The organism is Streptomyces sp. NPDC006372, assembly GCF_040612515.1.
Taxonomy (GTDB): Bacteria; Actinomycetota; Actinomycetes; order Streptomycetales; family Streptomycetaceae; genus Streptomyces.
Genome location: NZ_JBEXQJ010000005.1, coordinates 264,637 through 290,461 on the forward strand (window position 1 = coordinate 264,637; position 25,825 = coordinate 290,461).

The window sequence follows — 25,825 nt, forward strand, 5'->3', positions numbered from 1 at the left end:
TATGTTCAGTGCCGTTCCGGTCAGGTGGCTCTACTCTGCTCCCCACAAGCACGCACCCGGGGGGCGACGTGGCAGCCAATGGCGGGAACGGTGGAAGCAGCTACGCGGCAACGCTGCAGGAGCTGGCGGTGGCGCTCACCGAGCTGAAACGGGATCGTGGAGCCCCCTCCTACGACCGCATCCTCGTGCGCGGAAAGAAGGTGTGCGGCGAACGGCATGCGATGTCGAAGGCCTCGGTGAGCGAGGCGTTCGCCGGACGGCGGGGCCCGGCCTCCCTGGACCGACTGCTGTGGCTGGTGCGCGTCCTGCTCTCCTATGACGACGGCGAAGAGGTGAAACCGCCCGAACGGCGTGACCCCGAACTCCTGGTCTGGAGGGACCGTTGGCATACTCTGGAACGCGCCCGAGCCGCCGCCCGCCGTGGGTCTTCGACGGATGACGCGGAAAGAGTGCTCGCGGTCGACCGGGACTCGGTTGCGTCCACCTCTCTGGTGGAAGGCATTGAGCCCGACGACACATTCTTGCGGTCCGGAAGCCATCAGCGCCGCAACACCTTTGAGCTCCTGAGTGATCTCCCCGCCCCCGCCTCGCCACCCGCAGGAGATCACAGCGCAGCCACGGCCAGACAGGGGGCACCGCCGCCACCGAATACCTCGCTCACCACACCGTCGCCCCTGCGCCTTGCGGACGTGCCGCAGCCGACGATGGTCGGGCTGCCACCGAGGCTCGCGGAGGCGTTCGCGGCGCCGGAAGTCCGCGTGGACGCGGCCTGTCTGACCGCGGAGACGCTGATGCTAGCGCTGGGTGAACCGGTGCGGCTGATCCACGAGGGCCGCATCCGCCCCCGGTCGATCGACGTGCGGATCCTGCTGCCTTCCCGAAAGATCAACCTGGCGTTCCCGATCTCTATGGAAAGCCCCGGGGACAGATCTGTGAAGCTCCCCCACGACGACCCGGTCCACCAGCGCTGGCTCGAGCAGCGCAACGCCCAAGGGCACGTCCTGCGTCACAATCTGCTGGCGCTGCGCTCGATGCACGGCATCGACGTCCGGGTGACCTTCCGCGCGCTGCCCTTCACCCCTCCCGTGAAGCTGTACCTCCTCAACGGGACGGAGGCTCTGATGGCGTTCTACATGCTCACCAAGCGGGAGGTGGAGATGGAGAGTCAGACCCTGGAGATGTACGACACCGTCGGCGCCGCGTCTCTCCTCTTCCCCTTCGAGCGCCGGATGGGCATGCGGGACGCGACTTTCGTCGATCAATCGCAGAAGTGGTTCGACGGCCTCTGGGAAACCATTACGACGGACCTGACACTCTCCTAGGACTTCTGATACGACGCAGACGGGAAATCGAGGATCGGCTGAAGGCAGGGCTCACGAAGCCCGATCCAATGGACGACCACGGCCACTGGCAACCACCAGCTGGGACCGACGCGTCAGGCCGAGACAACACAGGCCCAGCAGTCCTACTGAGTTACAACCTTCTCCACGGGAGTAGCGCCACTGGGCTGCGCTCGGATCGAACTCCAGAAGCGTTGGTCAGTTGGCCCTGGACTATCCGTGGACTCGTCCCGTCTGACCTCGCACGTACAGGGCCGTGACCTGCTGCGTTCTCCAAGCACCAAGCGCCCTCCGGAGCCGGGTGCTGGCCCTTGTCTCCGTTCACACGGGTTTATTCGCTCCTGGGCGTCGGTATCTCCCGTCCTTCCAAGGCGTGCGCCGCCCTGGCGGTGAACGCTCCGAAGGCGTCGGTCCAGGAACGACTGGCTTCGCTCTCTCGCTCCTGCCAATGGTCGGCACCGTCCACCCCGTTCATGATCATAGGTGTGGCGTGGCCCATCGCAGAGGCTCGGGCACGTAGCGCTTGGAGCACATCGATGGAGCTGGATACGAGCCCCTGAGGACCCAGGATGAGAATCTTTGCCTGCCACTTGGCCGCAATAGCGATGTCAGAGCTCGCGGTCTGCATGTGCTCAAGGACTGATTCCGCGTCTTCCAGCGCCTCAGTCTCATCGGACGCACTACCAAGCGCCCCCAGCTCAACGCGTGCAGCGATCAGGGCGGCGTGTGCGCCTTGGACTGACTCGATGAAGGCGGAGAACGCTTCGACTCTTTCAGCTCTGACACCTCGGCGGTGTTCACTCTCGGCCGTGACGGCCGCTTGGTGTCGCACCCCGAGGTAGGTCATGGCCGCCGCTCCCACGGCCCCGGCGACGCCTACGGCTGCGCCCAGGACGGCCGCTACCCCCTGATCCATAGCTCTGCATACTGCCACTGATGACGCCGAGTTGATCCGTGGGGCAGACCCGATCGGGGTCGAAGCCTGGGCCGTCTCGGGGCCGTGCGCGGGCGCCCGACGCCGACACCGGCACTGACGGTCGAGCTGGAGCAGACTGCGAAACCCCAGGTCAGGGGACCCACGCGATATGCGTTCCCCCAGGGGTGGCGCTCAGGCGAGAGGAGGTGCTTCTCGCCAGTGCCCAGAGACACCAACCGCGAGGTCAGAGTGACCCCAACCGCGCCCTCTCCATGAGGTCAATTACGTAGTGGACCAATTCGACAGGCGCGGTAGTGGCAGCGAAGATCCTGCGATCAACGCCCCTCTCCGGATCGAATCGCCCTGTGTAGATCAGCACCGGAACGTCGATGTTGTACTGTTCCAGCCGCCGCAGCATCTTGATCCCTGCTTGCCGATCGCCGTCCCGGTCAAGGTCGCTCACGATGATGTTGTATGGCCTGCGGCGAAACAGGGGTGTGGCCTCCTCGGTCGACTGGGTCACATCGATATGCATGCCGGCGGTGCGGAAGAGTTCGACCAGCGGGGCATTGCCCTCGGGGCGGTCATCAACCCACAGCACTCTGCCGCCTCGCAGAACGTCTGCAAGCATGCTCCAGCCTGCCCAACGCCGTACGCCTGGCAGTCGCAGTGACAGTCGTCGTGCTCTCATCCTGAGCGCGATCGAGCAACTCGCCAGCGAGCTCGACCTCAACTCCGAGTGCGCGTACGGCGGTCAACCGCGGCACCATGCGTTGAACGATTGTTCCTCGCAGAGTGAAGTACACCGTGGCGGCGAAGGCCACCGAGAGTACTGCGGGAACCGTTCCGATGAGCTTGCTCCATAAGGCGTCGATCATCGCCAAACTGGAGGGGGCCGACCCTGCCCGTGCCGCGTTCCTGGCGGTGTGGCACGACTCGCAGGAGACCAGGACCGGGGACGTCAACCACTTGGCCAAGAAGTACGGTGCCGGTGAAGCCGACCCCGCGGTGGTCACTGCCGACCAGGTGGCGGGTATGCCCGAAGCGCTCGCGTCCACGGTGCGCGAACTGATCGGCGAGTACGAGGCCCGGGAATCTCCCGAAGCGATCTGCACGCGAGACGCGGACAAGCTCGAATGCATGCTGCAGGGCGTCGAGTACAAAGCCCAGGGCTATCGGCACGCACAGCGGTGGATCGACAACAGCCGCGGTCGCCTCGTCACGAAGACCGCGAACGAACTGACCGACCAACTGCTGGCGACGGACCCGTTGGACTGGCTGCGGAGCACGCTGGGCGAGTCGAGCTGACTCCTACTGCCAGTCGTCCACCGGCCGTAGAACACTGAACTGCCGCCAAGCCTGGCCGACTGACTGAGTTACAACTACTCCTGCCTCCGCCCCGCTCCAGCCCGGCCGGCGCCCGTGCCGCGCTGCGACTCCATGGTCTCCATGATGCAGCGAGCCCCGCCGCTGTGGGGTGGGCGGCGAGGCCTGGGGTTGGTGGTCAGCGTCGCGCGACGTCAGCGATCAGAAGTCAGTGCGGGACGCTTTGAGGGTCTTGCACTCGAGCTTCTTGGCGTCCTTGATCTCGTCCGCGTTCACCAGCGCACCAGCGTCCTTGTCGGTGAACTTCTGGCCCGGGGCCAGGTTCTCGGCGGTTGACATGAAGTCGTTGACCTTCTTGCCGTCGGCCAGGACCTCGCCCTCAACGAAGTACGAGTATCGGCGGTCGCCGTTGTTGGCGTAGTCGACGTGGATGGCCATCTCCTTGATGCCGAGGTCGCCGGTGACCACGTCGCACTTGGTGACCTTGAAGTCCTTCATGACCTCGGACTCCTTGGCGCCGCCGGTCTTGGACTTACCGTCGCCGACGGTGGTGGAGTCGTACGACTTGTCCAGCTCCTCACTGGCCTTGTCGACGGCGGAGAAGAACAGGGCGTTCATGGCGAAGAACATCATGATCGCTACGGCCGACGTGACGAGGCCGGTGATGCCGGCGCCCTTGCCCTTGCGGACCTTGCCCGCCTTGGAGAGGCCGATGGCGCCGAAGATGAGGCCAAGGATCGCGAGCGGCCAGACGACGACGTTGAGGACAGGGATGAAGCTGACTACGACGGCGATGATGCCGAGGACGAGTGCGGTGGTGGCCAGGCCGTTGCTGCCGGGCTGCTGGGGCTCGCCGTAGCCGGGCTGCTGGGTCTGGGGCGGGTACTGCTGGCTCATGGTCCCCCCTGGGACTTGCGTTGTGAGTTGCGAGTGGGTGACTTGTGGAGCTGCTGTGTGGTTGCCTCGATCTGGTGTTATTCACCTGATCGTTACGAACTGCCGGGGGCGGCGAGGCCGGGCCCCCGCTGCCTGTCGGTGAGTGAGCTTGCGGTGAGCGTCAGAGAGGCCGTTTCCGGGGGCACTTGAAGGTCCCTACGACGGCTGTCCCGTGGTGGGCCGGGAGAGCGTCGAGCGCGCTCTGGAGCGGAGTGCGGAGGAGCTCGCCGAGACTCAGTGACGCGTCAGTGGGGCAGTGACTCGCTGCCCCACTGGATCACCTCACTGACGCTGACCAGCGTAAAGAGCGATCAAGTGAGGCAGTGAGGACGCCCGAGGCCGCCGCCGGCCGCGCGATAGGCTCACCGCCCGTACAAGCAGGGCTCAGAGCGGTAAAGGGGAGGAGCCGTGCAGCTCACGGTGCACTGGTCAGATCTATGGGTGCCCGCATCGATGATCGTCCTGAGCGTCATCCTCAGCTTGGTGACTCGTCAGAGGCGGCACAGGCGGAAGGCAACAGTCAGACGGGGCTCACGGACTCACTGGGAATGGCTGCCGTTCACGTTCGGGCTGGCCACAGCGCTCGGGGAGCTCTCGTTCCTTCTTGACCTACCCGATCCCTGGACCACGATCATCGATGTGATGGCCCGTGCACTCGCCCTCACCACTGGGTTCATGGTCTTCCGGACGGTTTTCATCCTGTTCATGCGCGGCACTCGGCGGGTGTTCCGACGCCGAGGAGCGGATACCAGCATCTGACAGCGGCGGAGGAGCGCGCATACAGGCGGACCCCGGGGACCACTGCGCCTGAGAATTGAGACAGAGGGGATCTCCTCTGTGGAGTGAGGGTGGAGCGTCGTTGAGGAAGCTGGGGCGTTTGGGGGAACGTTGACTGGACGCCCCCTGGCCCTGTTTCGTCACTGGCTGTGTTCAGGCGCATGAACGGAGGTGTAAGGATCAGAGGTTGACGGGAAGGTAGCTGTCGTCGACGGGGGGCGATATGGGGAATGGTTCAGGGAAATGTGCGCCTGAAGAACTTCTCGCGTTGATTCAGTGGCACATTGTTCGATGTGATGAACTGCGCTCAGCGGTGGCAAATCGAGCAGCTGTCCTGCTCAGTGCGAATGCCTTCACTTCTGCCGGTGTGGCTGCGGTATCAGTAAGCGTCTCAGCTCCGCAGGAGAGAATCTTTCTCTACCTACTCTTTGTGGCGACGGCGTCCACGTTGGTCTTCGCTGCCCTGTCGGTCGCGTTCGCTGCTGACTCTTTGATCAATCGTTTCGGCTGGTCTGTTCGCTATGGAGTCGAATCGACGCCGTTTGCGCCTGCCTTCAGTCACTCCGATACGGTCCGCTATGTGGGATCGCTCGCTGATTTCCGGCAGGGGCAGCTTGACCTTCGGATGGCCGATGCGCTTGAGCACGCGATCTCGGAACTGTGGATCGTGATTAGGGCTCATCATCGAAGGTATGGCCAGATGCAGAAATCTGTGCGCCTTTTCTACTATTCGCTAGGCTCGTTCGTTGCTTCTTCGGTTTTCGCGCTCCTTATTCGTTTCTTGGTTGCGTGAATTGGTGCTCATGTGGCTCCTGGGACAAATAAAGGACCTGGGACAGTGGAATGAAACTGCTGGTGCTTCCCAGCTCTCCTGGGGTGGGACCTGCAGGAGTAGGCGTGTCTGCGAGTCGTTCGGCCAGGGCGCGGACCGCTTCGCGGTCTCCTTCGAGGGCTTCGCGTTCGTCGTCGGTCAGATTGAGCTGTTCGAGCATCTGGTCGATGCCGTCCTTGACGGCCAGGAGCTGTCCGCGGCTGGATTGCTTGGGGACGTAGAACGGGCAGCGCGCGCAGGCCAGCCGGTGGGGGCACTTGGCGAAGAAGTCGTAGCTGCAATAGCTCTCGCCCAGGTCGTAGTACTTCCAGGGCTGTTCTCCGCCGGCGGCGGCTCCGGTGAGGATGGGCTCGCGGTCGACGAGGACCTGGATGGTGCGGACGTTGCGGGCGAAGTAGTCGGCCTTCCGGTAGGCGGCGGTGAGGGTGCGCTACAAGTTGAGTTACCGTCACTCCGCATAGGGCACCCGGAGCTTGGCCCAGGACTTTGCGCCGGGCCAGCCGTCCGCGTCCGCACCCCGGTACCCGCACTTCCGCTGCCACTTGGCGTAGCAGTCGCGGTGGTGTGTCGTCCACTGACGTCCACTGAGAGGGTGGGCCGAGGGTGGGCCGGTCTGACCGAATTCGGAGCATCCCTCTTCGACCAGGCGCATGGCCATCATCTTGATGATCGGGCTGCTGGGCTCACTTCTGAACCAACCGGCCCCTGGAAAGGGGACGTAGCCGTCTTCTGTACTCATGTTTGCATGTTAGGCATATCCACCGTTGCCAGCATGTTCACGCCTTTTCGCATGGGTAAGTTCATACGATTGGCGGATATCTGAGGATCGTTACCGCGGTATCCCCTATCCGCGAAAAAAGGAGCTCGGAGTGCCCTCCCGGCAAACAGAGGGCACCCTACGTCACCTCGGCCAAGCCCAGCGCAGCGTCCGCGACCGCTACTGCGGCGCGACCGCGTCCTTGGCGCTGTCCGGGCGCCTCCGCTCCCGGACCAGCGCGATCGCGATCACCAGAGCGGCCACGAGCACGGAGAGCAGTACCTGGGTCCGTCCGCCGCCCTCCTTGTCGTCGGTGAGCATGTAGAGGAGCACGAACGAGATCATCGCGATCGTCACCCAGGTCAGATACGGGAACAGCCACATCCGGACGACGAGCTTCTCCGGGTTCTCGCGCAGGATGATCCCCCGCATCCGCAGCTGCGAGAAGCAGATGACCAGCCAGACGAAGAGCGCGACCGCGCCCGAGGAGTTCAGTAGGAACTGGAACACCGTGTCCGGCCACAGGTAGTTGAAGGCGACCGCCACGAAGCCGAAGGCCACGGAGGCCAGGATCGCGGGCTGCGGGACACCTCGCGCGTTCGTCCGTACGAAGGACCGCGGGGCGTCGCCGCGCTGCCCGAGGGAGAAGGCCATGCGGGAGGCGGTGTAGAGGCCGGAGTTGAGGCAGGACAGCACGGCGGTCAGCACGATGAAGTTCATGATCTCGCCGGCGTGCGGGATGCCGATCGTGTCCAGGGCCGCGACGTACGACCCCTTCTTCTCGATCGCGGGGTCGTTCCACGGCAGCAAGGCGACCACGACGAGGATCGAGCCGATGTAGAAGACGCCGACCCGCCAGATGACGCTCCGGGTGGCCTTCGCGACCGCCCTCCGCGCGTCCGGGGACTCGGCGGCGGCGAGGGTGACGATCTCGCTGCCCATGAAGGAGAAGACGACCAGCAGGATGCCGGTGAGGATCGCTCCGGAGCCGTTCGGCAGGAAGCCGCCGTGTTCGGTGAGGTTGCCGAAGCCCGTCGCGGCGTGGTCGGAGCCGGGCAGCACACCGAAGATCGCCAGTCCGCCGAGGAGAATGAACCCTCCGATGGCGACGACCTTGATGCCCGCGAACCAGAACTCGAACTCGCCGAAGGAACCGACCGAGATCAGGTTGGTGGCGGTGAGGACCACCATCACGATCAGGGCCCAGGCCCACTGCGGCACGGCCGGCACCCACCCTTCGAGGATCACGGCACCCGCCGTCGCCTCCACGGCGAGCACGACGACCCAGAAGAACCAGTACAGCCAGCCGATCGAGAACCCGGCCCAGCGGCCCAGCGCCCGGTCCGCGTAAGCGGAGAAGGAGCCGGAGGTCGGGTAGGCCGCGGCCATCTCGCCGAGCATCCGCATCACGAACACGACCAGGGCCGCGACCAGCGCGTACGACAGCAGGATGCCGGGCCCCGCGGCGGCGATACCGGAGGCGGAGCCCACGAACAGGCCGGCGCCGATCACACCACCGATGGCGATCATGGACAGGTGGCGGTTCTTGAGACCGGCCTTCAGGCCTGCCTGCTCCGGGGACGACTGACCGTCGGCGGGTGGGGCGGTGTCAGGGGCCGGAGCACCTGGGGGACGTGTGGTCATGTCGACATCCATCCGTTGAGGGGTGGGGAAGCCGTGTGGGGAGTGGCTGCCGTGGTTGCTGGGGCACTTCTTCACCGGCCACCGGTTCGCAGATCACCGAGGGAGGGCGATGGCCTCGAAGCTTCCGAGAGCGTTCAGGGTGCGACGGCGCGGTATCCGGATGCCGTGCCGGTGATGGGGTCGTCACCGGCACGTCCGCGCTGCGCCCGCCTCCTCATGAGAGGCGGTCCGTTTCACTTCCGGTTCACTTCCGGGAGGAGATTTGCGTCAGCGTATGTGGGGGCATGGGGCGGCAGGCTTGTCCAGTACGACGAATTCGCCGCCGATGGCTGTACGGCCCGCCAATGCGGAGGGGAAGCGGGATCAGGTGCCGGGTGGCAGCCGCAGCTGGAGCATGGCGAGCAGACGCTGGTCAGGACGGCTCAGGTCGAGACCGGTCAGCTCCTCGGCCCGGCGAAGGCGGTAGCGCAGCGTGTTGGGGTGCACATGCAGCTGGGCGGCGGCCGCCCGTACGTCACCGAAGGAATTCAGGTAGGTCAGGAGGGTCTCCGCCAGGCGGCCCTGGTGCCGGCTGTCGTGGGCGACGAGGGCGGTCAGCCGTGGGTCGCGTATCTCGGGGTGGTCGGACAGCAGCGTCAGCACTTCGCTGACCAGTACTTCCGACTGGATGTCCGGCAACGCGGCGACCGTGGTGGGTACGTCGGCTCCCAGCATGGCGTCGAGGATGCGGTCGGCCTCCCGGCGCGACTCCGTGACGTCGCCGAGCGTGGGCACCACGCAACCGACCGAGCCACGCAGCGGCAGGCCCAGGTGCCGGCGTACGGCGTCGGTGATCTCCTGACCCCAGCCGCGCAGCGTGTCTATGTCGATGCTGCGCGGCAGCTGGGGCAGGAGCACGTAGATGCGGGGGTCGACCTGCGCGACCAGCGCGCTGCGGTGCCGGGCGGCTATGTGCACGGAGACCAGGTTGGTGACTTCGGCATGGGTCAGCTCCGGTGCGGCGACGGCCTCCGCGGTTCCGTAGGAGAAGCCCAGGACGGCGGCCGGGCGGGTCGCGTCGAATCCCAGGTGGGTGGCCAGCGGCTGTGGCCCGGTGTTCCCCTCCAGAAGCCCGGCCAGCAGGGTTCGGGTGAACGTCAGGTTCTCCGAGAGTTCCCGGCGGCGGCGCACCAGGTGGAGCGCGGCGACCCGGGCGGCACCCAGCAGTGCCTGGCCCGAGTGTTCGGACAGCGGTGTCGAGCCCTCCTGCACCCAGATGGTCCCCAACTGCCGCTCCCCGGACCGGATGGCGACCGCGAGCCGACGGCGGATCCCCAGCTCGGGGTGGCTGTCGATGCTGATCACCTCGTCGCTGGAGTGCAGGTGCTGGAACACACCCCACTCGCGCAGCTTCGCCAGGTACGCCTCCGGTCCCTGCCAGCCGAGGATGGACCGCCGTCGCAGGTCGTCGATCTCGTCGGAGTCGGTGGAGCGGGAGTACGCCAGCACCCGGTTGGCGGCGTCCTCGATGCTGACGATGCCGCTGGTGAGGATGGCGGTGGTCTGGGCGAGCGAGAACAGGTCGCTCTCGTCGGCTTCGCCGCGGTGGCCCGGCGGTGCGTCGTCGAGGGCGGCGCGGGCCAGCGCGTGCACTTGTTCCCAGCGTGCTTCGCTGCGCAGCGAGAGCAGGGCGACCCCGGCCTCGGTGGCGGTCTCGCTGAGAGCCGCGGCCTGGCCGGGAGTATCCAGTTTGACCACGACGCCGGCGGCTCCGTCGCGCCCGGCGGCCCGCAGTGCGGGATAGGCGGCTCGGCCCCGGGCACCGATGACGAGAACCAGCTCGCCCGGCTGGGTGGTCGGCGGCTCCTCGGGGTCGAGCAGGGCCACGCCGCGGATCTCGACGTCGAGTCCTGCGGGAGCCGCCTGCACCTCCACCAGCGAATCGCCCAGAGCCATCAGCAACTCGCGCAGGCTGATGCTCGCGGGGAGGGGAGATACCGCGGCCGGATCCATGATCGTCGCCTTCACTCGGAGCCACGCCGGAGTCCTGATGTTATCTGTCCGGCGACAAGTTCCGCCCTGGAGCATGTGCCGTCCGGCACGGGACCGAGCACATGCCGTACTGGTCACGCCGGCTACGACGCCATCGGCACCGAGCCGCCGCAGCCGCTGCCGTCGCCGCGGACACACCGCTCCCCCGTGACCGCTGTCCTATGGTGAATCTTCTGGCTCTTCAGGGAGGGGGCGAAATGCTCGGCGGGTCGGGTGCTCAGCACTACTTCTCGGGGTACGGGTCGCGGGTCATCGAGGTGCCGAAGGAGCTGCGTGGGCGCCCTGTGGTGATCGAGGCCTGGGGGTGGATCGCCAGCTTGGGGTTCGAGGTCGTCGGCGTGACCGAGCCCCGGGGACGGTACACGGAGCAGCCCGCCGGCTCGTCGGGGATCGGACGGGAGAGGGCGCACATTCTTCTTGAGCCCGGGCAGTGTGAATCAGTGCGGATCATGCGGGGCTGGAAGATGTCGGGACGGTGGAAGATCCGGTTCCTGGACGCGATGTCCGTGGGTCCGCTGCCGCCGAACATCAAGGGCGGCGCGTCGCAATTCTTCCAGTGCCCGGCGCCGGGGACTCGGCTCGCCGTGGCGTTCGGCGATGTCGGGGGGCGGATCGGCATCTACAACGAGAAGGGGCGATGCATCCGTGTGCTCGCGGGACGAGGCCACCGGTTCGACGATGTCGTCACCGTGCCCGACGTGACCGGCGTACTCGCGGTTGAGGGGGCCGAGTTGAAGTGGGGGCCCATGACTGAGTGGTCGCTGCGGACCGAGAACACAGCCGCCCGGAGTTGAACCGCACGACCGCACTTCATGACATCGCCGCCACCGCCCCATCAGGGTTCCGACCTCTATCTTGATGCTCATGCAGTCCTACACAATCGGCCAGGCCGCGCGGCTCCTCGGGGTGAGTCCGGACACCGCGCGGCGATGGGCGGACGCCGGGCGGGTGGCCACGCACCGGGACGAGAGCGGTCGGCGGCTCATCGACGGGAAGGACCTGGCTGCCTTCTCCGTGGAGCTGGCCAAGAGCGGCGGTCCCGAGGGGGACACCTCGTACACGTCCGTTCGTAACGCCTTCCCCGGCATCGTCACCGCCGTGAAGCTCGGCGACGTGGCAGCGCAGGTGGAGATCCAGGCCGGCCCGCACCGGCTCGTGTCGTTGCTGACGCGGGAGGCCGTGGAGGAGCTGGGGCTGGAAGTCGGAGTGGAGGCCACGGCCCGGGTGAAGTCGACGAACGTGCACGTGGACCGGACCTGAGCAAAAGTCCCTGGTTCAGACCCGGACACCCTTCCGGTACAAACGCACATGCCAGCTGTTCAGATCACAGTTGCGGCTCATGCGAAGTGACAGCGGACTTTCCCCTCGCATCTGCGGCATTATCATCGGTGCGTGCACACTCAGGACCAGAGGGAGTAGATCCGTGATGTCCCGTACCGTGCGCCGGACGCGCCGCCCCTTGCAGGTGACCGCATGGGGAGCCGTTGCCGTGCTGGCCTTGGGCGCCTGCTCCTCGTCGGCGGAGCCGGGCTCCTCGGCGTCCGCCTCGGGCAAGCTGTCCGGCACGGTGACCGTCTTCGCCGCGGCCTCGCTGAAGGAGAGCTTCACGACGCTGGGCAAGGAGTTCGAGAAGCAGCACCCGGGCACCAAGGTGACCTTCAGCTTCGGCGGCAGCGACTCGCTCGCCGCGGGCATCACCGGCGGCGCGCCCGCCGATGTGTTCGCCTCGGCCAGCCCCAAGACCATGAAGATCGTCACGGACGCAGGAGACGCCTCCGGCACGCCGGCCACCTTCGTGCGCAACCAGCTGGAGATCGCGACCCTGCCGGGCAACCCGGACGAGGTCGACTCCCTGAAGGACCTCACCGGCTCCGGCCTGAAGGTCGTCCTGTGCGACAAGGAGGTGCCGTGCGGCGCCGCCGCCCAGAAGGCCCTCGACGCGAGCAAGCTCAAGCTGACCCCCGTCTCCTACGAGCAGGACGTCAAGGCCGCCCTGACCAAGGTCGAGCTGAAGGAGGCGGACGCGGCGGTCGTGTACAAGACCGACGTGAAGTCCGCGGGTGACAAGGTGGAGGGCGTGGAGTTCCCCGAGTCCGCCGACGCCGTCAACGACTACCCCATCGCCCTCCTCAAGGACGCGCAGAACCCCGAGGCCGCCAAGGCGTTCATGGCGCTCGTGCGGTCCGCCGAGGGGCAGAAGGTCCTGACCGGGGCCGGGTTCCTCAAGCCGTGATCCCGACCGACAAGGCCGACACCGCGACCGACACCCTCCGGGGCGGTCCGCGGCGCCGGCGCGTCCGGACCGGCGTCCCGCTGCCCCTGCTTCTCCCCGCGCTGATCGGCCTGGCCTTCCTGATCGTGCCGCTGATCGCCCTGCTCGTACGGACCCCCTGGCACAGCCTGCCCCAGCAGCTGACCAGCCCCGACGTATGGCAGGCCCTCAAGCTGTCGCTGATCTGCGCCACGGCGGCGACCGCGGTGAGCCTGGTCCTCGGGGTGCCGCTCGCCTGGCTGCTGGCCCGTGTTCACTTCCCCGGCCGCGGCCTGGTGCGGGCCCTCGTCACTCTGCCTCTCGTCCTGCCCCCGGTGGTGGGTGGTGTGGCCCTGCTGATGGCGCTCGGTCGCAACGGCGTCATCGGGCAGTGGCTGGACTCCTGGTTCGGGATCACCCTCCCCTTCACCACCGCCGGGGTCGTGGTCGCGGAGGCGTTCGTCGCCATGCCGTTCCTCGTCATCAGCGTCGAGGGCACGCTGCGGGCCGCCGACCCGCGCTACGAGGAGGCCGCCACCACCCTGGGTGCCTCCCGCTTCACCGCGTTCCGCCGCGTCACCCTGCCCCTCATCGCCCCCGGCATCGCGGCCGGCGCGGTGCTGGCCTGGGCGCGGGCGCTCGGCGAGTTCGGTGCGACCATCACCTTCGCCGGCAACTTCCCCGGCCGCACCCAGACCATGCCCCTGGCCGTCTACCTCGCCCTGCAGAGCGAGCCGGAGGCGGCCATCGCCCTCAGCCTCGTCCTGCTCGCCGTCTCCATCGCGGTTCTGGCGGGGCTGCGTGATCGCTGGATGACCGCCTCATGACCGACGCCGAGAAGACCGCTGAGGATGCCGCCGGAGCACCCGGCCCGGCAGGGGAAGGTCTCGACACCCGGCTGGTGGTCGAGCGCGGCTCCTTCCGCCTCGACGTGAAACTGACGGCGGCGCCCGGCGACGTGGTCGCCCTGCTCGGCCCCAACGGCGCCGGCAAGACCACCGCCCTGCGTGCCCTCGCCGGTCTGGTACCGCTCGCCGGAGGCCATCTCTGGCTGGACGGGGCGGAGTTGGACCGTACGCCGCCGGAATCCCGGCCGGTCGGCGTCGTCTTCCAGGACTACCTGCTCTTCCCTCACCTCACCGCCCTCGACAACGTGGCCTTCGGGCCGCGCTGCCACGGCGCCGGCAAGGCGGAGGCCCGCGCCCAGGCCGCCGAGTGGCTGGAGCGCATGGACCTCACCGCCCACGCGTCCGCCAAACCCCGCCGTCTCTCCGGCGGCCAGGCCCAGCGCGTCGCCCTCGCCCGCGCCCTGGCCACCCACCCCCGTCTGCTCCTCCTCGACGAGCCCCTCGCCGCCCTCGACGCCCGCACCCGCCTCGACGTCCGCGCCCAACTCCGCCGCCACCTGGCCGACTTCGAGGCGGTCGCCGTACTCGTCACGCACGACCCGCTCGACGCCATGGTTCTGGCCGACCACCTCGTCGTCATCGAGGACGGCCAGGTCGTCCAGGAGGGCGCCCCGTCCGACATCGCCCGCCGCCCTCGCACGGACTACATCGCCCACCTGGTCGGCCTCAACCTCTATCGGGGACAGGCAGAAGGACACACCGTCCATGTCGGCACCGGCCCCGCGATCACGACCACGGAGGACCTCACCGGCCCGGTCTTCGTCGCCTTCCCGCCCAGCGCCGTCACCCTCCACCGTGACCGCCCCACCGGCTCCAGCGCCCGCAACCTGTGGCGCTGCGAGGTGGCCGGCCTGGAGACCCACGGGGACCAGATTCGCGCCGACCTCACCGGCGACCTCTCCCTGATCGCCGACCTCACCACGGTCGCCGCAGCCGAACTCGACCTCCATCCCGGAGCCACGGTCTGGGCGGCGGTGAAGGCGGCCGAGACGCACGCGTACCCGGCGTGAGGAGTCGCTGAGTTCTCGGCCACCGCGGCGGCGTCGGCGACCGAGGGACACCACATCGTCGGCTGTCATCACCCCGCGCACGTCAATGGTGATCATGTGGGCGGGTGAGTGGATTCAGGTGCGGTCGAAGTCCTCGAGGAACGTGAGTACAGATGCGTCCTCCTCGATCAGCGGGATGAGGGCGGCGTTGAACGGGGTGCCGTAGGGGGCGTTCAGGTGTGCCCGGAAGGCGTCCTCGTCGCGGTAGACCTCGAAGATCCAGTAGGCGCGGGGGTCGGCCGTCTTCGTGTAGACGTCGAAGGCCAGGTTGCCTTCCTCTTCGCGCACCTTCAGGGCGTAGTCCCGGATCAGACGCGCGACCTCGTCCTCCGCTCCTTCTCGGGCGGTGAACTCGGCGAGCAGGGTTTTCGTCATGGTTTCCCGTCCTTGTCAGTGGGTGGAGTCGAGGTGCCGGTCGACGGACGGATCCAGTGCGAGCTGGTCCTGCCAGGGCGGGTTGGGTCCGGCCGCCGAGCAGGTCAGGGCCGCGACCTGCGCGGCGAACCGGCAGGCTGCCTCGACATCGGCGAGGCTCAGGTCCGTCAGTCTGCCGCCGAGGAGTCCGTGCGCGCCGAGGTGGTGCAGCAGGCCGGCGGTGAAGGAGTCCCCCGCTCCGACGGTGTCGACGACCTGAGTCGCCACCGCCGGCACCTGGACCCGCTCCCCGTCGAGGGAGGCCAGGGCGCCGTCGGCGCCGCGTGTGATCACGACGAGCCGTGCCCCCGCCGCATGCCAGGTGTCGCACGCCTGCTCGGGCGGCGTGCCGGGCAGGAGGAGGTCCAGGTCGTCCTCGCTCAGCCGCAGTACGTCCGCGAGGCCGCACCAGTGCGCCAGCCGGGCGCGGTAGACCTCGGGGCGCACCAGCAGCGGGCGGACATTGGGGTCGATGCTGATGGTGGCCCGGGGAGCGGCCGCTGCCAGGAAGTCCTCCACCACCACCGCCCCGGGGGCTTGGACCAGGGCCAGCGACCCGGTGTGCACACAGGCGGTGCCGGCCAGCTCCACCCCGGCCAGTTCCGCGCTCGTCCACTGCCAGTCGGCGGTGGCCTGGGCGTGGAAGGAGAACGCGGCCTGGCCCCGGGCGTCCAGTTCGGCCACGGCGAGGGTGCTGGGCTCGGTGGCGTCGACGGCGTGCGTGAGGTCCACGCCGGATGCCGCGAGGTGGGCCCGGAAGAGGCGGCCGAACACGTCGCCCGACAACCGTGCGAGGAAGCGGGCCGGAGTGCCGAGCCTGGCCAGGGCCACCGCCGTGTTGGCGGGTCCGCCGCCCGGCAGCACGCGCAGAGCGAGTTCGTTCCCGGCACGTGCGGGTTCGGTGAACGCGTCGGCGACGCATTCGCCGAGGACGGTGATCTGGCGCGGGCTCATGGGCTGCTCTTCTCTGGGAACGCGCGGAGCGGCGAACGGGCATGCCGCGGGCATGCCGACGAGCGGCTTCGGGCGGGCGACCGCCGAGGTGCGTTGCCGATTTGTGACGGGTGAAAGGCATTGACGTTGCCGGGGAACGGAGTCCATCATCCTCGCCAAGCAGTGTCAACGATGACATCAGTCATCGTTGACATCGCGGGACGGCAGGCCCCGCTGCCGGCCACCCGCCCGACATCCCGCTGGAGCCGTTCATGTCACGCACCTCCCGTCTGCCCTCCTCCTTGCTCAGAGCCGCTGCGTGCACGGGCATCGCGGCCCTCACCCTGACCGCCTGTGGATCCGGATCGGGATCGGGCAGCGCGAGCACCGGTTCGGGCGAGGTCAAGGTCGGTCTCATCACCAAGACCGACACCAACCCGTTCTTCGTCAAGATGAAGGAGGGCGCGGAGAAGTCCGCGAAGGCCGAAGGGGTCAAGCTCATGACCGCGGCCGGCAAGTTCGACGGCGACAACGCCGGTCAGGTCACGGCCATCGAGAACATGGTCGCCTCCGGTGTGAAGGGCATCCTGATCACCCCCAGCGACTCCAAGGCGATCGTGCCCGCGATCGAGAAGGCCAAGGCCAAGGGAGTCCTGGTCATCGCCCTGGACACCCCGACCGAGCCGGAGAGCGCGGTCGACGCCCTCTTCGCCACCGACAACCTCAAGGCCGGCGAGCTGATCGGCGAGTACGCCAAGGCCGCCATGAAGGGCAAGACCGCGAAGATAGCCGCCCTGGACCTCGCGCCGGGTGTGTCGGTGGGCGTCCAGCGGCACAACGGTTTCCTCAAGGGCTTCGGCGCCACCGACAAGGACGTCGCCTGTGCTCAGGACACCGGCGGCGACCAGTCCAAGGGCCAGACGGCGATGGAGAACTGCCTCCAGAAGGAACCCGGCATCAACGTCGTCTACACGATCAACGAGCCCGCCGCGCTGGGCGCGTACACCGCGCTCAAGGCGAAGGGCCGGGAGAAGGACGTCCTGATCGTCTCCGTCGACGGTGGCTGCACCGGCACCCGGGCCGTCAAGGACGGCAAGATCGCCGCGACCTCGCAGCAGTACCCGCTGAAGATGGCCGCCGAGGGCGTCAAGGCCGTCGTGACGTACGCCAAGGACGGCAAGAAGGCGTCGGGTTACACCGACACCGGGGTCACCCTGATCACCGACAAGGCGCAGGACGGGGTCGCTTCCAAGGACACCGCCTACGGCCTGGAGAACTGCTGGGGCTGAGCAGCCGCCTCCGACTGCCCCTGTAGCCACCGTCGTTCAACCCGCCTCAGGGGGGCGGCCGGCCCCTCCTCCCCGCCGCGGGACGGCCGCCCCCTCGTCCTCCTGCCGCCCGAGAAGGACGGACAAGGACTTCTGTCTTCCGACAAGGACCTCGCATGACTGCCACGTCCACGCCACCCTCCACGTCCACGCCGTACGCGGAGCTCAAAGCGCCGACCACGGTCCGCAGACTGCTCACGCAACCGACCACCGGCCCCCTGGTCGCCCTCCTCCTGGCCTGTGTCTTCTTCTCCGTCTCGACCGACCAGTTCCTCACCGGCGGGAACTTCTCGCTGATCGTGCAGCAGGTCATGGTCGTCGGCACGCTGGCCATCGGCCAGACGCTGATCATCCTGACCGCGGGCATCGACCTGTCGTGCGGGGCGGTGATGGCGTTCGGCAGCATCGTGATCGCCAAGATGGCCGCCGAGGGCTCCCTGCCGCCCCTCGCCGCGATCGCGCTGGGCCTGGTCGTCTGCGGTGGCTTCGGCATGCTCAACGGGGCCCTGGTGAAGAAGATCCCGCTGCCGCCCTTCATCGTCACCCTCGGCATGCTCAACGTGGCGTTCGCGCTGACGCACATCTACTCGGAGGAGCAGACGGTCAGCAACCTGCCCGGCCCGCTGACGGCGCTCGGGCAGACCTTCCCGCTCGGCAGGACCGACATCACCTACGGTTCGCTGGTCACCATCGCCCTGTTCCTCCTCCTCGCGTACGCGCTGAGCAGCACCAGCTGGGGGCGGCACGTCTACGCCCTGGGCAACAGCCCGGAAGCGGCGCGGCTGAACGGCATCCGCACCTCCCGGCTGACCATCGGTGTCTACACCGTGGCCGGTCTCCTCTACGGCATCGCCGCCCTGCTGCTCATCTCCCGCACCGGAGTCGGTGACCCGCAGGCCGGGCAGACCGACAACCTCGACAGCATCACCGCCGTGGTGCTCGGCGGCACCAGCCTCTTCGGCGGACGCGGGTCGGTCCTGGGCACGTTCATCGGCGTCCTCATCGTCGGCGTCTTCCGCAACGGGCTCCAGCTGATGGGCGTGGCCTCGATCTACCAGACCCTGATCACCGGTGTCCTGGTGATCCTCGCGGTGACCGTCGACCAGATCTCCCGGAGGAAGGCCCGATGACCACCACCGAGACCCCCGTTCTGCAAGCTCGCGGTCTGGTCAAGCGATACGGCCATGTCACCGCCATCGACGGTGCCGACTTCGACCTGATGCCCGGCGAGGTGCTCGCGGTCATCGGCGACAACGGCGCCGGAAAGACCAGCCTCATCAAGGCCCTCACCGGAGCGGTGGTGCCGGACGAGGGCGAGATACGCCTGAACGGGAAGCCGATCCAGTTCTCCGGCCCGCAGAGCGCACGCGCCCACGGCATCGAGACGGTCTATCAGGACCTCGCCGTGGCGGCCTCCATGGACATCGCCTCGAACATGTTCCTCGGCCGCGAGCTGCGCCGCCCGGGCATCCTCGGCAGCGCCTTCCGCATGCTCGACAAGAAGCGCATGCGTCAGGAGGCCGCCGAGCACATGGCCGACCTGAAGATCGGCCTGCGCTCGCTGACCCAGTCGGTCGAGACGCTCTCCGGCGGACAGCGGCAGGCCGTCGCGGTCGCCCGCGCCGTCGCCTGGGCCCGCAGCGTCGTCGTCATGGACGAACCCACCGCCGCCCTCGGCGTCAAGGAGTCCGGACAGGTCCTCGACCTGATCCGCCGGGTCCGGGACAAGGGCATGCCGGTCGTCCTGATCAGCCACAACATGCCGCATGTCTTCGAGATCGCCGACCGGATCCACGTCCACCGGCTGGGCCGGCGCGCCGCTGTGATCAAGCCCTCCGACTACTCCATGGCGGAGGTCGTGGCCATCATGACCGGTGCGCTCACCGTCGACGAGGCCGGAGATACTGTCGTAGCGGATTCCGAGGCCGCGAAGGCCGCCGGAGTACAGGCCACCTGACAACGCAACCCCGCTCTCGCACGTTCCGGCCGAGGCCGCGGCCCGGAACCCGGGAGCACCCAGGAGACGGTTTCCTCCATGGCAGCGAGCCGCCGCCCCACCTTGGCCGATGTCGCCCGAGAAGTAGGTGTGAGCGCCAAGACGGTCTCCCGCGTCCTCAACGAGGACGGGCCCGTCTCGGCGCGGACGCGGGAACAGGTACTCGCCGCGGTGGCCAAGTTGGGCTTCCAGCCGAACCTCATGGCCCGCAACATCCGCGTCGGCGGTCCGGACACGACCATAGGGCTGGTCGTCCCCGACCTGGCCAACCCCTTCTTCGGAGCCGTGGCCCGCGGTATCGAGGAGACGGTCCGGGACCGTGGACTGACACTGCTCATGGGGTCGTCCGCGGACGACCCCGAGCGCGAACGCGCCCTGACGGCACAGTTCCTCGCCCGGCGCGTCAGCATCCTGATCGTCGTGCCGTCCGTCGGCGCCGACCACTCCGAGCTCAAGTCGCACCGTACGGCGGGGCTGCCCGTCGTCTTCCTCGACCGGCCGGGGGTCGGCCTGACCACGGACAGCATCGTCAGCTCCAACCGCGCGGGGGCCCAGGAGGGCGTCGCCCACCTCATCGCCCACGGGCACCGCCGCATCGGCTTCGTCGGCGACCTGCCCACCAAGCTCTACACCCGCCGCGAACGCCTCGCCGGATACCGCGCGGCCCTGCAGGAAGCCGGCATTCCCTACGACCGCTCGCTGGTCGCCAGTGCGCACGATCAGCAGGGGGCGGAGGCGGTGACGGCTCAGCTCCTCGACCTGCCCGCTCCCCCCACGGCCCTGTTCGCCGGGAACAACATCATGGCGCTCGGGATCGTCGCCGAACTCGCCCGCGGCAAACGCAAGGACGTGGCCGTCGTGGCCTTCGACGACGTGTCCCTCGCCGAAGCACTGGAACCCGCCCTGACGGTCGTCGCCCAGGACCCCGAGGAGATCGGCCGCAGCGCCGCGGCCACCGCCCTGGCCCGGCTCGACGGCGACCGCTCCCGGGCGCGCACCATCACCGTGCCCACCCGTCTGATCGTCCGGGGGTCGGGGGAGCAACCGGCGCCCAAGCCGTAGGCGGCCCGCATTCTCGCGGGGGGAAGACGTCCGCCATGGCGCGACACGACCCCACCGGCGCGACACAAGAGCGGCCCTCCCACGTGTAACGGGTGGGCCGCTCTCGGTTCCTCAGGCGGGACCGGGATCGAAGATCTCGTGTCCACCGACCCGGCGCCAGATGACGTGCGGCTCACCCTCGCGGAGTTCGTCTCCGTACTGCCAGGTGGCACGCCCGTCAGGCGCCCAGGTCATTTCCATGATGGGACGCTCGCCGTCAGGGAGCCTGACTCCCTGGACCGGCTTGACCCGGAGGCCGGGCCGAAACTGCCCAGTCGCAACATCCGGTACGAACTTGTTCCGGACGGTGTCCTCGAACCGCTCTCGCTCCTTCGGGAGGAGCTTCTTGAAGTCGCGGTCGAAACGGGCAGTCGTTGCGAAAGTCGGCAATAGGGCCTCCAGGTGCGTCGGGGTCAGCTCTCCTTGTCGAGGTGCGCGAACATGCCGTCCACGTCCTCGTGGCGGGTCGTGCGCCCAGCCGCGATGTCCTCGCTGGCCTCGCGCTCACCCGCCTGCCACCGCTCCGTCCAGAACCAGGCCTGATCGGTGCGGATCTTCCTCAGTCCGTGAACCTCGACGACTCCGGCGTCGTTGATCTCGAACTCGAGCTCGTCACCTGGGGAGACCCCCAGTGCCTCACGTACGCCTGCGGGCAGCGTCAGCTGCCCCTTGTCGCGCACGCTGGCCTGGAACGTAGCCGCAGCCATGGATGACCTCCCACTCTCACCTTCCATGTCTCCTTCGCTACTCAGACTACCCAGGATCTCGCCAAATTACGACTCTCCAAGTTTCCTACTTTCTCACATTCTACCATCGCTGGTAGTAGACGATGGGCCTCATGGATGTCCTGCGGCTCTGAGCACGCCCGGCCGGCACCGGCTCTGACCAGCCGCCCAAACTCTCCACTGTCGCTAACCTGACCGAGTGAAAACCGAGTTGATCCTCCTGTCGCGCGTGGCCTACCGCGGGCAGGAGGTCACCGCGCCCCGGTTGCGTGGGCTGCTCGCGCTCCTCGCGGGTGAGTTGCGCTCCGGTTGCAGCACCGCGCGGCTGGTGGAGGGGCTGTGGCGGGACGAGTTGCCGGCCAACCCGGGCAACGCGCTGCGGATCCTGGTCTCCCGGACCCGTTCGCAGCTCGGCGCCGATGTCGTCGTCAGCACTCCGAGCGGGTACCGGCTGGCGCTGGGTGAGGAGCAGGTCGACAGTTCGGTGGTGGTGCGGTGTGCCGAGGCGAGCGTCCGGTACGCGCGGGCCGGGGATCATGCCGCTGCCCTGGCGCGTGCGGAGGAGGGCCTCGCCTTCTGGGACGCCGCCCCCGTCGCCGACGCCGTACCCGGCGACCCGGTGGCTCAGTTGCGGGCCGAGCGGGCGCCGTGCCACGAGTCCCTCGTACGCTCGCGTGCGCTCGCGCTCGCCCGGGTGGGGCGGCGGGCCGAGGCCATGGCGCCGCTGACCGGGGTCTTCGCCGGGGCGCCGCGCGACGAGGAAGTGCTGGCCGAGTTGTTGCGCGCCGAGGCGGCCACGGCCGGGGCGTCGGCGGCGCTCGCCCGCTTCGAGGCGTACCGGCGCGAGCTCCGTGACGATCTGGGTACCGACCCGGGCGCCGGGCTGAAGGCCGTGCATCAGGAGCTGCTGCGGGTCGAGGCCCCCGTGGTCCGGTACGGGGTGCCGCACGATCCGAATCCGCTGCTGGGGCGGGACGAGGACCTCGTGGCGGTGGGCGGGCTGTTGCGCTCCTCCCGGCTGGTCTCGATCGTCGGTCCCGGCGGGCTGGGCAAGACGCGGCTCGCGTACGCCGTCAGCCGCCAGGCGGAGCAGCGGGTGGTCCACTTCGTCTCGCTGGCCGGGGTCGGTACGGACGAGGACGTGGCAGGCGAGGTGGCGTCGGTCCTCGGCCGTGGGGATGCGCCACGCGGGGGCGGAGGGGCGTACGGCGGTGGCGCGGACGTACCCGCCTCGATCGTCGCCGCCCTCGGCGCAAGCCCCGCGCTGCTGGTGCTGGACAACTGCGAGCAGGTGGTCCTGGGCGCCGCCGAGCTGGTGCGGGAGCTGGTGGCGCGGTCCGAGGGCCTGCGGGTGCTGGTCACCAGCAGGGCGCCGCTGGGGCTGAGCTCGGAAGCGGTGTACCAGCTGCCGCAGCTGAGCCCGGACATCGCGATCGAACTCTTCGGGCAGCGGGCCCGAGCCGCGCGTCCCGGCGTCGAGCTGCCGCCCGACGCGGTGGCGGAGCTGTGCCGGCATCTGGACGGGCTGCCGCTCGCCGTGGAGTTGGCGGCGGCGCGGGTGCGGGTGCTGTCGGTGCCCGAGATCGCCCGCCGCCTCGGCGACCGGTTCGCGCTGCTGCGCGGCGGGGCCCGGGACGCGCCCGAGCGGCACCGCACGCTGCACGCGGTCGTGGAGTGGAGCTGGAATCTGCTGGAGGAGGACGCGCGGGCGGCGCTGCGGGCGCTGTCGGTCTTCCCCGGCGGCTTCACCGAGGGCGCGGCGGAACAGCTGCTGGGTGACGGCGGCGACGCGCTGTTCCTGCTGGAGCAGCTGGTGGACCAGTCGCTGCTGAAGGCCGGCGACACCGCGGCCGGGATCCGCTTCCGCATGCTGGAGACGGTGCGGGAGTTCAGCGCCGCCCGGCGGGCGGCGGCCGGGGAGGAGGAGGCGGTCACGGACCGGTTCCTGGGCTGGGCGCGGGACTTCGGACTGGCCAACCACGACGTGCTGTTCGGCCCTGAGCCACTGCGGCACTGGCCGCGGCTGCGCGCGGAGCAGGACAACCTGGTGCTCGCCCTGCGGTTCGCCCTGGCCCGCGAGGACCACGCCACCACCGCGGCGGCCGGCGCGGTGCTGGCCGGGGTCTGGCTCACCGACTCGACGAGCTTCCACCGGGTCTTCGCCCTGGCCGCCGACACCGCGGCGCCGCTGTCGCACTACCGCCCCGACGCCCGGCACACCGAGGTCACCCGCGCCCTCTGCGCCGCCTGCGTCACCGCCCCGTTCGTGGGGTACGGCCCGCTCCGAACGCGCCATCTCGTCACCCTGCGCCGGCTGCCGCCCGCGGAGCCGGACACGCTGCTGCGGGCGCTCGCCCTCGTGCTGTGCGCGCTTCCGGAGATGCGCCCGCCCGGCTACGAGGCGCTGGAGGAACTGTGCGCGAGCGACGCGCCGTTGCTGGCGGGCGTCGCCGAGGCGGTGGCCAGCTATCTCTGGGAGCACGAGGGCGAGCACGAGCGCGCGCTGTCCGCCGCCCGCCGGCTGCTCGCCGCGGTCGACGCCGTGCCCAACCCGTCGCTCAGGCTGCTCGGCCACTCCCGCTGCAGCGAGTTGTACGGGGACGCCGGTCTGGGCGAGGAGACATACCGGCATCTGCTGGCGGCGCTGGATGCCTTGGAGCACCTGAGTGACCAGTCGCCCACGATGGGCCTGCGCCGGGGTCTTGTGCTGGCCTGCCTGCAGCGCGGTGAGCCGGACGAGGCCGAGGAGTGGCAGCGGCGGGTGGAGCGGAGCCTGCCGTCGGAGCAGGCCTCGGCCTTCACGACCGATCTGGCCGCCCGGGCCGAGATCGCGCTGGCCCGCGGGCTGACCGAGCTGGGGCTCAAGCGGTGGCGGTTGGCCGCTGAGGGGCTGCGCGCGAGCGACTCTCCGTACGCCGGACCCGGTATGGACGCGTGGGTGCGGGCGCTCGAGGCCTACGCGGTGGTCGCACACGCGTACGCCGGGCGGCTGGAGCCGGTCGCCGCTCTGGTGGCCGAGTTGGAGGACCGGCTGCGTACGACGCTCGCCGACGGCTCCCGCCCGGCCGGGGAAATGCCGGTGTCGGGCGCCGACGTGCTGGCCCTCGGCCTGGTCCGGCTGGCCACCGGCGGCGTCGCCTCGGCGGTGCGGCTGCTGGCTCTGGCGGAGCGGCTGCACGTGTCGCAGGCGTTCCCGACGATGTCCGTCGACCGTGCCCGGCGGGCCGCCGAGGAGGCCGACGGGGCGGCGTACGCCGACGCGGTGTCGGAGTACGCCGCCCTGGGGCGGGACGGGCTGTGGGAAGCCGCCCGGGCAATCATTTCGGGTCGCGGTTGAACTGCGCCGTCGACCAGCGGTAGCCGAGCGCGGTCAGGCCGAGGCACCAGGCGAGCGCGATCCACCCGTTGGTGCCGATCTCGGTGCCGAGGAGGAGTCCGCGCAGGGTCTCGATGGCGGGGGTGAACGGCTGGTACTCGGCGATCGGCCGGAACCAGCCCGGCATCGTGTCCGCCGGGATGAAGGCGCTCGAGATGAGGGGCAGGAGGATCAGCGGCATGGCCATGTTGCTGGCCGCTTCGGGGTTCGGGCTGGCCATGCCCATCCCCACCGCGATCCAGGTGAGCGCCAGGGCGAACAGCACGATCAGCCCGAACGCCGCCAGCCACTCCAGGGCCGTGGCGTCCGTGGACCTGAAGCCGATGGCCACCCCGACGGCACCGACGAGGACCACACTGGCGACCGACTGCACCACGCTGCCGACGACGTGCCCGACGAGCACCGAACCTCGGTAGACCGCCATCGTGCGGAAGCGGGCGATGAGGCCCTCGCTCATGTCCATGGAGACGTACACCGCGGCCCCGATGACGGTGCTGCCGATGGTCATCAGCAGGATGCCCGGGACGATGTAGGCGATGTACTCGGAGCGGTCGGCGCCGCCGCCCCCGATGCCCGCGCTCATCACGTCCCCGAAGATGTAGACGAAGAGCAGCAGCATCATGATGGGCGTGAGGAGCAGGTTCAGGGTTCCGGACGGGTAGCGCCACGCGTGCAGGAGATTGCGGCGCAGCATGGTGTGGGAGTCGCGGACGGCGAGGGAGAGCCGGGTCGGGCGGGCGGGCGCCTGGGGGGTGCTCATCGGACGTTCTCCTTGGGCTGGTCGGGGATGCCGGTCGGGCCGGTCAGGGCGAAGAACACGTCGTCGAGGTCGGGGGTGTGCACGGTCAGTTCGTCGGCCTCGACGCCGGCCGAGTCCAGCCAGTCGAGGATGGAGCGCAGTTCGCGCTGGCTGCCGTCGCTGGGGATCTGCAGCGCCAGCGCCTCGTCGTCCCGGGTGACCTCGCGCAGCGCGGAGGCGGCCGACTGATACGCGGCCGGGTCGGTGAAGCGGAGCCGGACGTGTCCGCCGGGGATGAGCCGCTTCAGCTCTTCGGCGGTGCCCTCGGCGGCGATCCTGCCGTCGTTGAGCACGGCGATGCGGTCGGCGAGTTCGTCGGCCTCCTCCAGGTACTGGGTGGTGAGGAAGACGGTGACGCCGTCGGCGACGAGTTCGCGGATGATCTG

24 protein-coding genes and 2 pseudogenes are annotated in these 25,825 nt (G+C 68.9%); 14 read left to right on the forward strand and 12 right to left on the reverse strand.

What is annotated here, in order from left to right:
• Window positions 1-674: 674 nt before the first annotated feature.
• A pseudogene (locus ABZ016_RS12650) lies at window positions 675-1,322 on the forward strand (GntR family transcriptional regulator); the annotation flags it as partial.
• A gap of 349 nt (window positions 1,323-1,671) precedes the next feature.
• Here the strand turns inward: ABZ016_RS12650 and ABZ016_RS12655 are convergent.
• Both ABZ016_RS12655 and ABZ016_RS12660 read right to left on the reverse strand, forming a co-directional pair.
• The gene (locus tag ABZ016_RS12655; protein WP_356916555.1) at window positions 1,672-2,187 is read right to left on the reverse strand and encodes a hypothetical protein; all 516 of its coding nucleotides are present in this window, start codon (window positions 2,185-2,187) and stop codon (window positions 1,672-1,674) included.
• 313 nt (window positions 2,188-2,500) lie between these two features.
• Window positions 2,501-2,887 (reverse strand): response regulator, encoded by a 387-nt coding sequence (locus ABZ016_RS12660; RefSeq protein WP_356916556.1) that lies wholly within the window; start codon window positions 2,885-2,887, stop codon window positions 2,501-2,503.
• Between the two features lie 218 nt (window positions 2,888-3,105).
• Here ABZ016_RS12660 and ABZ016_RS12665 point away from each other — a divergent pair, with 218 nt between their 5' ends.
• Window positions 3,106-3,564: an HD domain-containing protein gene (locus ABZ016_RS12665; protein WP_356916589.1), complete on the forward strand. Its 459-nt coding sequence runs from the start codon at window positions 3,106-3,108 to the stop codon at window positions 3,562-3,564.
• 219 nt (window positions 3,565-3,783) lie between these two features.
• Here ABZ016_RS12665 and ABZ016_RS12670 read toward each other — a convergent pair whose 3' ends face one another.
• The gene (locus ABZ016_RS12670) at window positions 3,784-4,479 is read right to left on the reverse strand and encodes a DUF4190 domain-containing protein (protein WP_356916557.1); all 696 of its coding nucleotides are present in this window, start codon (window positions 4,477-4,479) and stop codon (window positions 3,784-3,786) included.
• 447 nt (window positions 4,480-4,926) lie between these two features.
• On the opposite strand from ABZ016_RS12670, the gene ABZ016_RS12675 reads away from it, so the two are divergent.
• Window positions 4,927-5,277 (forward strand): hypothetical protein, encoded by a 351-nt coding sequence (locus tag ABZ016_RS12675; RefSeq protein ID WP_356916558.1) that lies wholly within the window; start codon window positions 4,927-4,929, stop codon window positions 5,275-5,277.
• Window positions 5,278-5,518: 241 nt separating this feature from the next.
• Window positions 5,519-6,088, forward strand: coding sequence for a hypothetical protein (locus ABZ016_RS12680; protein ID WP_356916559.1), 570 nt, complete (start codon window positions 5,519-5,521; stop codon window positions 6,086-6,088).
• Between the two features lie 487 nt (window positions 6,089-6,575).
• On the opposite strand, the gene ABZ016_RS12685 is transcribed toward ABZ016_RS12680, so the two are convergent.
• From ABZ016_RS12685 to ABZ016_RS12695, 3 genes are all read right to left on the reverse strand, one after another.
• On the reverse strand, window positions 6,576-6,866 hold the full coding sequence (locus ABZ016_RS12685; RefSeq protein WP_356916560.1) for a peptidoglycan-binding protein: 291 nt from the start codon (window positions 6,864-6,866) through the stop codon (window positions 6,576-6,578).
• A gap of 198 nt (window positions 6,867-7,064) precedes the next feature.
• Window positions 7,065-8,528: an amino acid permease gene (locus tag ABZ016_RS12690; protein WP_356916561.1), complete on the reverse strand. Its 1,464-nt coding sequence runs from the start codon at window positions 8,526-8,528 to the stop codon at window positions 7,065-7,067.
• 363 nt (window positions 8,529-8,891) lie between these two features.
• Window positions 8,892-10,520, reverse strand: a complete 1,629-nt coding sequence (locus ABZ016_RS12695; protein WP_356916562.1) for a helix-turn-helix domain-containing protein — start codon at window positions 10,518-10,520, stop codon at window positions 8,892-8,894.
• 323 nt (window positions 10,521-10,843) lie between these two features.
• On the opposite strand from ABZ016_RS12695, the gene ABZ016_RS12700 reads away from it, so the two are divergent.
• The 5 genes from ABZ016_RS12700 to ABZ016_RS12720 all read left to right on the forward strand — a co-directional run bounded on the left by ABZ016_RS12700 (window position 10,844) and on the right by ABZ016_RS12720 (window position 14,728).
• Window positions 10,844-11,353 carry a hypothetical protein gene (locus ABZ016_RS12700; RefSeq protein WP_356916563.1) on the forward strand — a complete coding sequence of 170 codons (510 nt, stop codon included), beginning with the start codon at window positions 10,844-10,846 and terminating at the stop codon, window positions 11,351-11,353.
• 70 nt (window positions 11,354-11,423) lie between these two features.
• Window positions 11,424-11,819, forward strand: a complete 396-nt coding sequence (locus ABZ016_RS12705; RefSeq protein ID WP_356916564.1) for a helix-turn-helix transcriptional regulator — start codon at window positions 11,424-11,426, stop codon at window positions 11,817-11,819.
• 166 nt (window positions 11,820-11,985) lie between these two features.
• Complete coding sequence (gene modA, locus ABZ016_RS12710; protein ID WP_356916565.1) at window positions 11,986-12,792, forward strand: molybdate ABC transporter substrate-binding protein; 807 nt, start codon at window positions 11,986-11,988, stop codon at window positions 12,790-12,792.
• A complete protein-coding gene (locus ABZ016_RS12715) occupies window positions 12,789-13,637 on the forward strand; it encodes an ABC transporter permease (protein ID WP_356916566.1) in 849 nt (282 codons plus the stop codon). The genes modA and ABZ016_RS12715 overlap by 4 nt, the downstream gene beginning before the upstream one ends.
• A complete protein-coding gene (locus ABZ016_RS12720) occupies window positions 13,634-14,728 on the forward strand; it encodes an ABC transporter ATP-binding protein (protein WP_356916567.1) in 1,095 nt (364 codons plus the stop codon). The genes ABZ016_RS12715 and ABZ016_RS12720 overlap by 4 nt, the downstream gene beginning before the upstream one ends.
• Before the next feature lie 114 nt (window positions 14,729-14,842).
• Here ABZ016_RS12720 and ABZ016_RS12725 read toward each other — a convergent pair whose 3' ends face one another.
• Together ABZ016_RS12725 and ABZ016_RS12730 are read right to left on the reverse strand one after the other, a co-directional pair.
• Complete coding sequence (locus ABZ016_RS12725; protein ID WP_356916568.1) at window positions 14,843-15,142, reverse strand: antibiotic biosynthesis monooxygenase family protein; 300 nt, start codon at window positions 15,140-15,142, stop codon at window positions 14,843-14,845.
• 15 nt (window positions 15,143-15,157) lie between these two features.
• On the reverse strand, window positions 15,158-16,135 hold the full coding sequence (locus ABZ016_RS12730) for a carbohydrate kinase (RefSeq protein ID WP_356916569.1): 978 nt from the start codon (window positions 16,133-16,135) through the stop codon (window positions 15,158-15,160).
• Window positions 16,136-16,386: 251 nt separating this feature from the next.
• Between ABZ016_RS12730 and ABZ016_RS12735 the strand changes: the two genes are divergently transcribed.
• The 4 genes from ABZ016_RS12735 (at window position 16,387) to ABZ016_RS12750 (ending at window position 20,500) form a co-directional block, all read left to right on the forward strand.
• Entirely contained in the window at window positions 16,387-17,403 is a 1,017-nt protein-coding gene (locus ABZ016_RS12735; protein WP_356916570.1) for a sugar ABC transporter substrate-binding protein, read from the forward strand.
• 155 nt (window positions 17,404-17,558) lie between these two features.
• Window positions 17,559-18,572 (forward strand): ABC transporter permease, encoded by a 1,014-nt coding sequence (locus ABZ016_RS12740; RefSeq protein ID WP_356916571.1) that lies wholly within the window; start codon window positions 17,559-17,561, stop codon window positions 18,570-18,572.
• Window positions 18,569-19,399: an ATP-binding cassette domain-containing protein gene (locus ABZ016_RS12745; RefSeq protein WP_356916572.1), complete on the forward strand. Its 831-nt coding sequence runs from the start codon at window positions 18,569-18,571 to the stop codon at window positions 19,397-19,399. Before ABZ016_RS12740 ends, ABZ016_RS12745 begins: the two co-directional genes overlap by 4 nt.
• Before the next feature lie 78 nt (window positions 19,400-19,477).
• Window positions 19,478-20,500: a LacI family DNA-binding transcriptional regulator gene (locus tag ABZ016_RS12750; protein WP_356916573.1), complete on the forward strand. Its 1,023-nt coding sequence runs from the start codon at window positions 19,478-19,480 to the stop codon at window positions 20,498-20,500.
• Between the two features lie 111 nt (window positions 20,501-20,611).
• Here the strand turns inward: ABZ016_RS12750 and ABZ016_RS12755 are convergent, their stop codons facing one another.
• Window positions 20,612-20,734, reverse strand: a complete 123-nt coding sequence (locus ABZ016_RS12755) for a hypothetical protein (protein ID WP_319205803.1) — start codon at window positions 20,732-20,734, stop codon at window positions 20,612-20,614.
• A gap of 218 nt (window positions 20,735-20,952) precedes the next feature.
• Window positions 20,953-21,246 carry an AbrB/MazE/SpoVT family DNA-binding domain-containing protein gene (locus tag ABZ016_RS12760; protein WP_079130912.1) on the reverse strand — a complete coding sequence of 98 codons (294 nt, stop codon included), beginning with the start codon at window positions 21,244-21,246 and terminating at the stop codon, window positions 20,953-20,955.
• A gap of 217 nt (window positions 21,247-21,463) precedes the next feature.
• Here ABZ016_RS12760 and ABZ016_RS12765 point away from each other — a divergent pair, with 217 nt between their 5' ends.
• Window positions 21,464-24,601 (forward strand): BTAD domain-containing putative transcriptional regulator, encoded by a 3,138-nt coding sequence (locus ABZ016_RS12765; RefSeq protein WP_356916574.1) that lies wholly within the window; start codon window positions 21,464-21,466, stop codon window positions 24,599-24,601.
• Here the strand turns inward: ABZ016_RS12765 and ABZ016_RS12770 are convergent.
• Window positions 24,582-25,400 (reverse strand): ABC transporter permease, encoded by an 819-nt coding sequence (locus ABZ016_RS12770; protein ID WP_356916575.1) that lies wholly within the window; start codon window positions 25,398-25,400, stop codon window positions 24,582-24,584. The genes ABZ016_RS12765 and ABZ016_RS12770 overlap by 20 nt on opposite strands.
• Window positions 25,397-25,825, reverse strand: a pseudogene (locus ABZ016_RS12775) (ABC transporter); the annotation flags it as partial. The gene ABZ016_RS12770 and the pseudogene ABZ016_RS12775, both read right to left, overlap by 4 nt.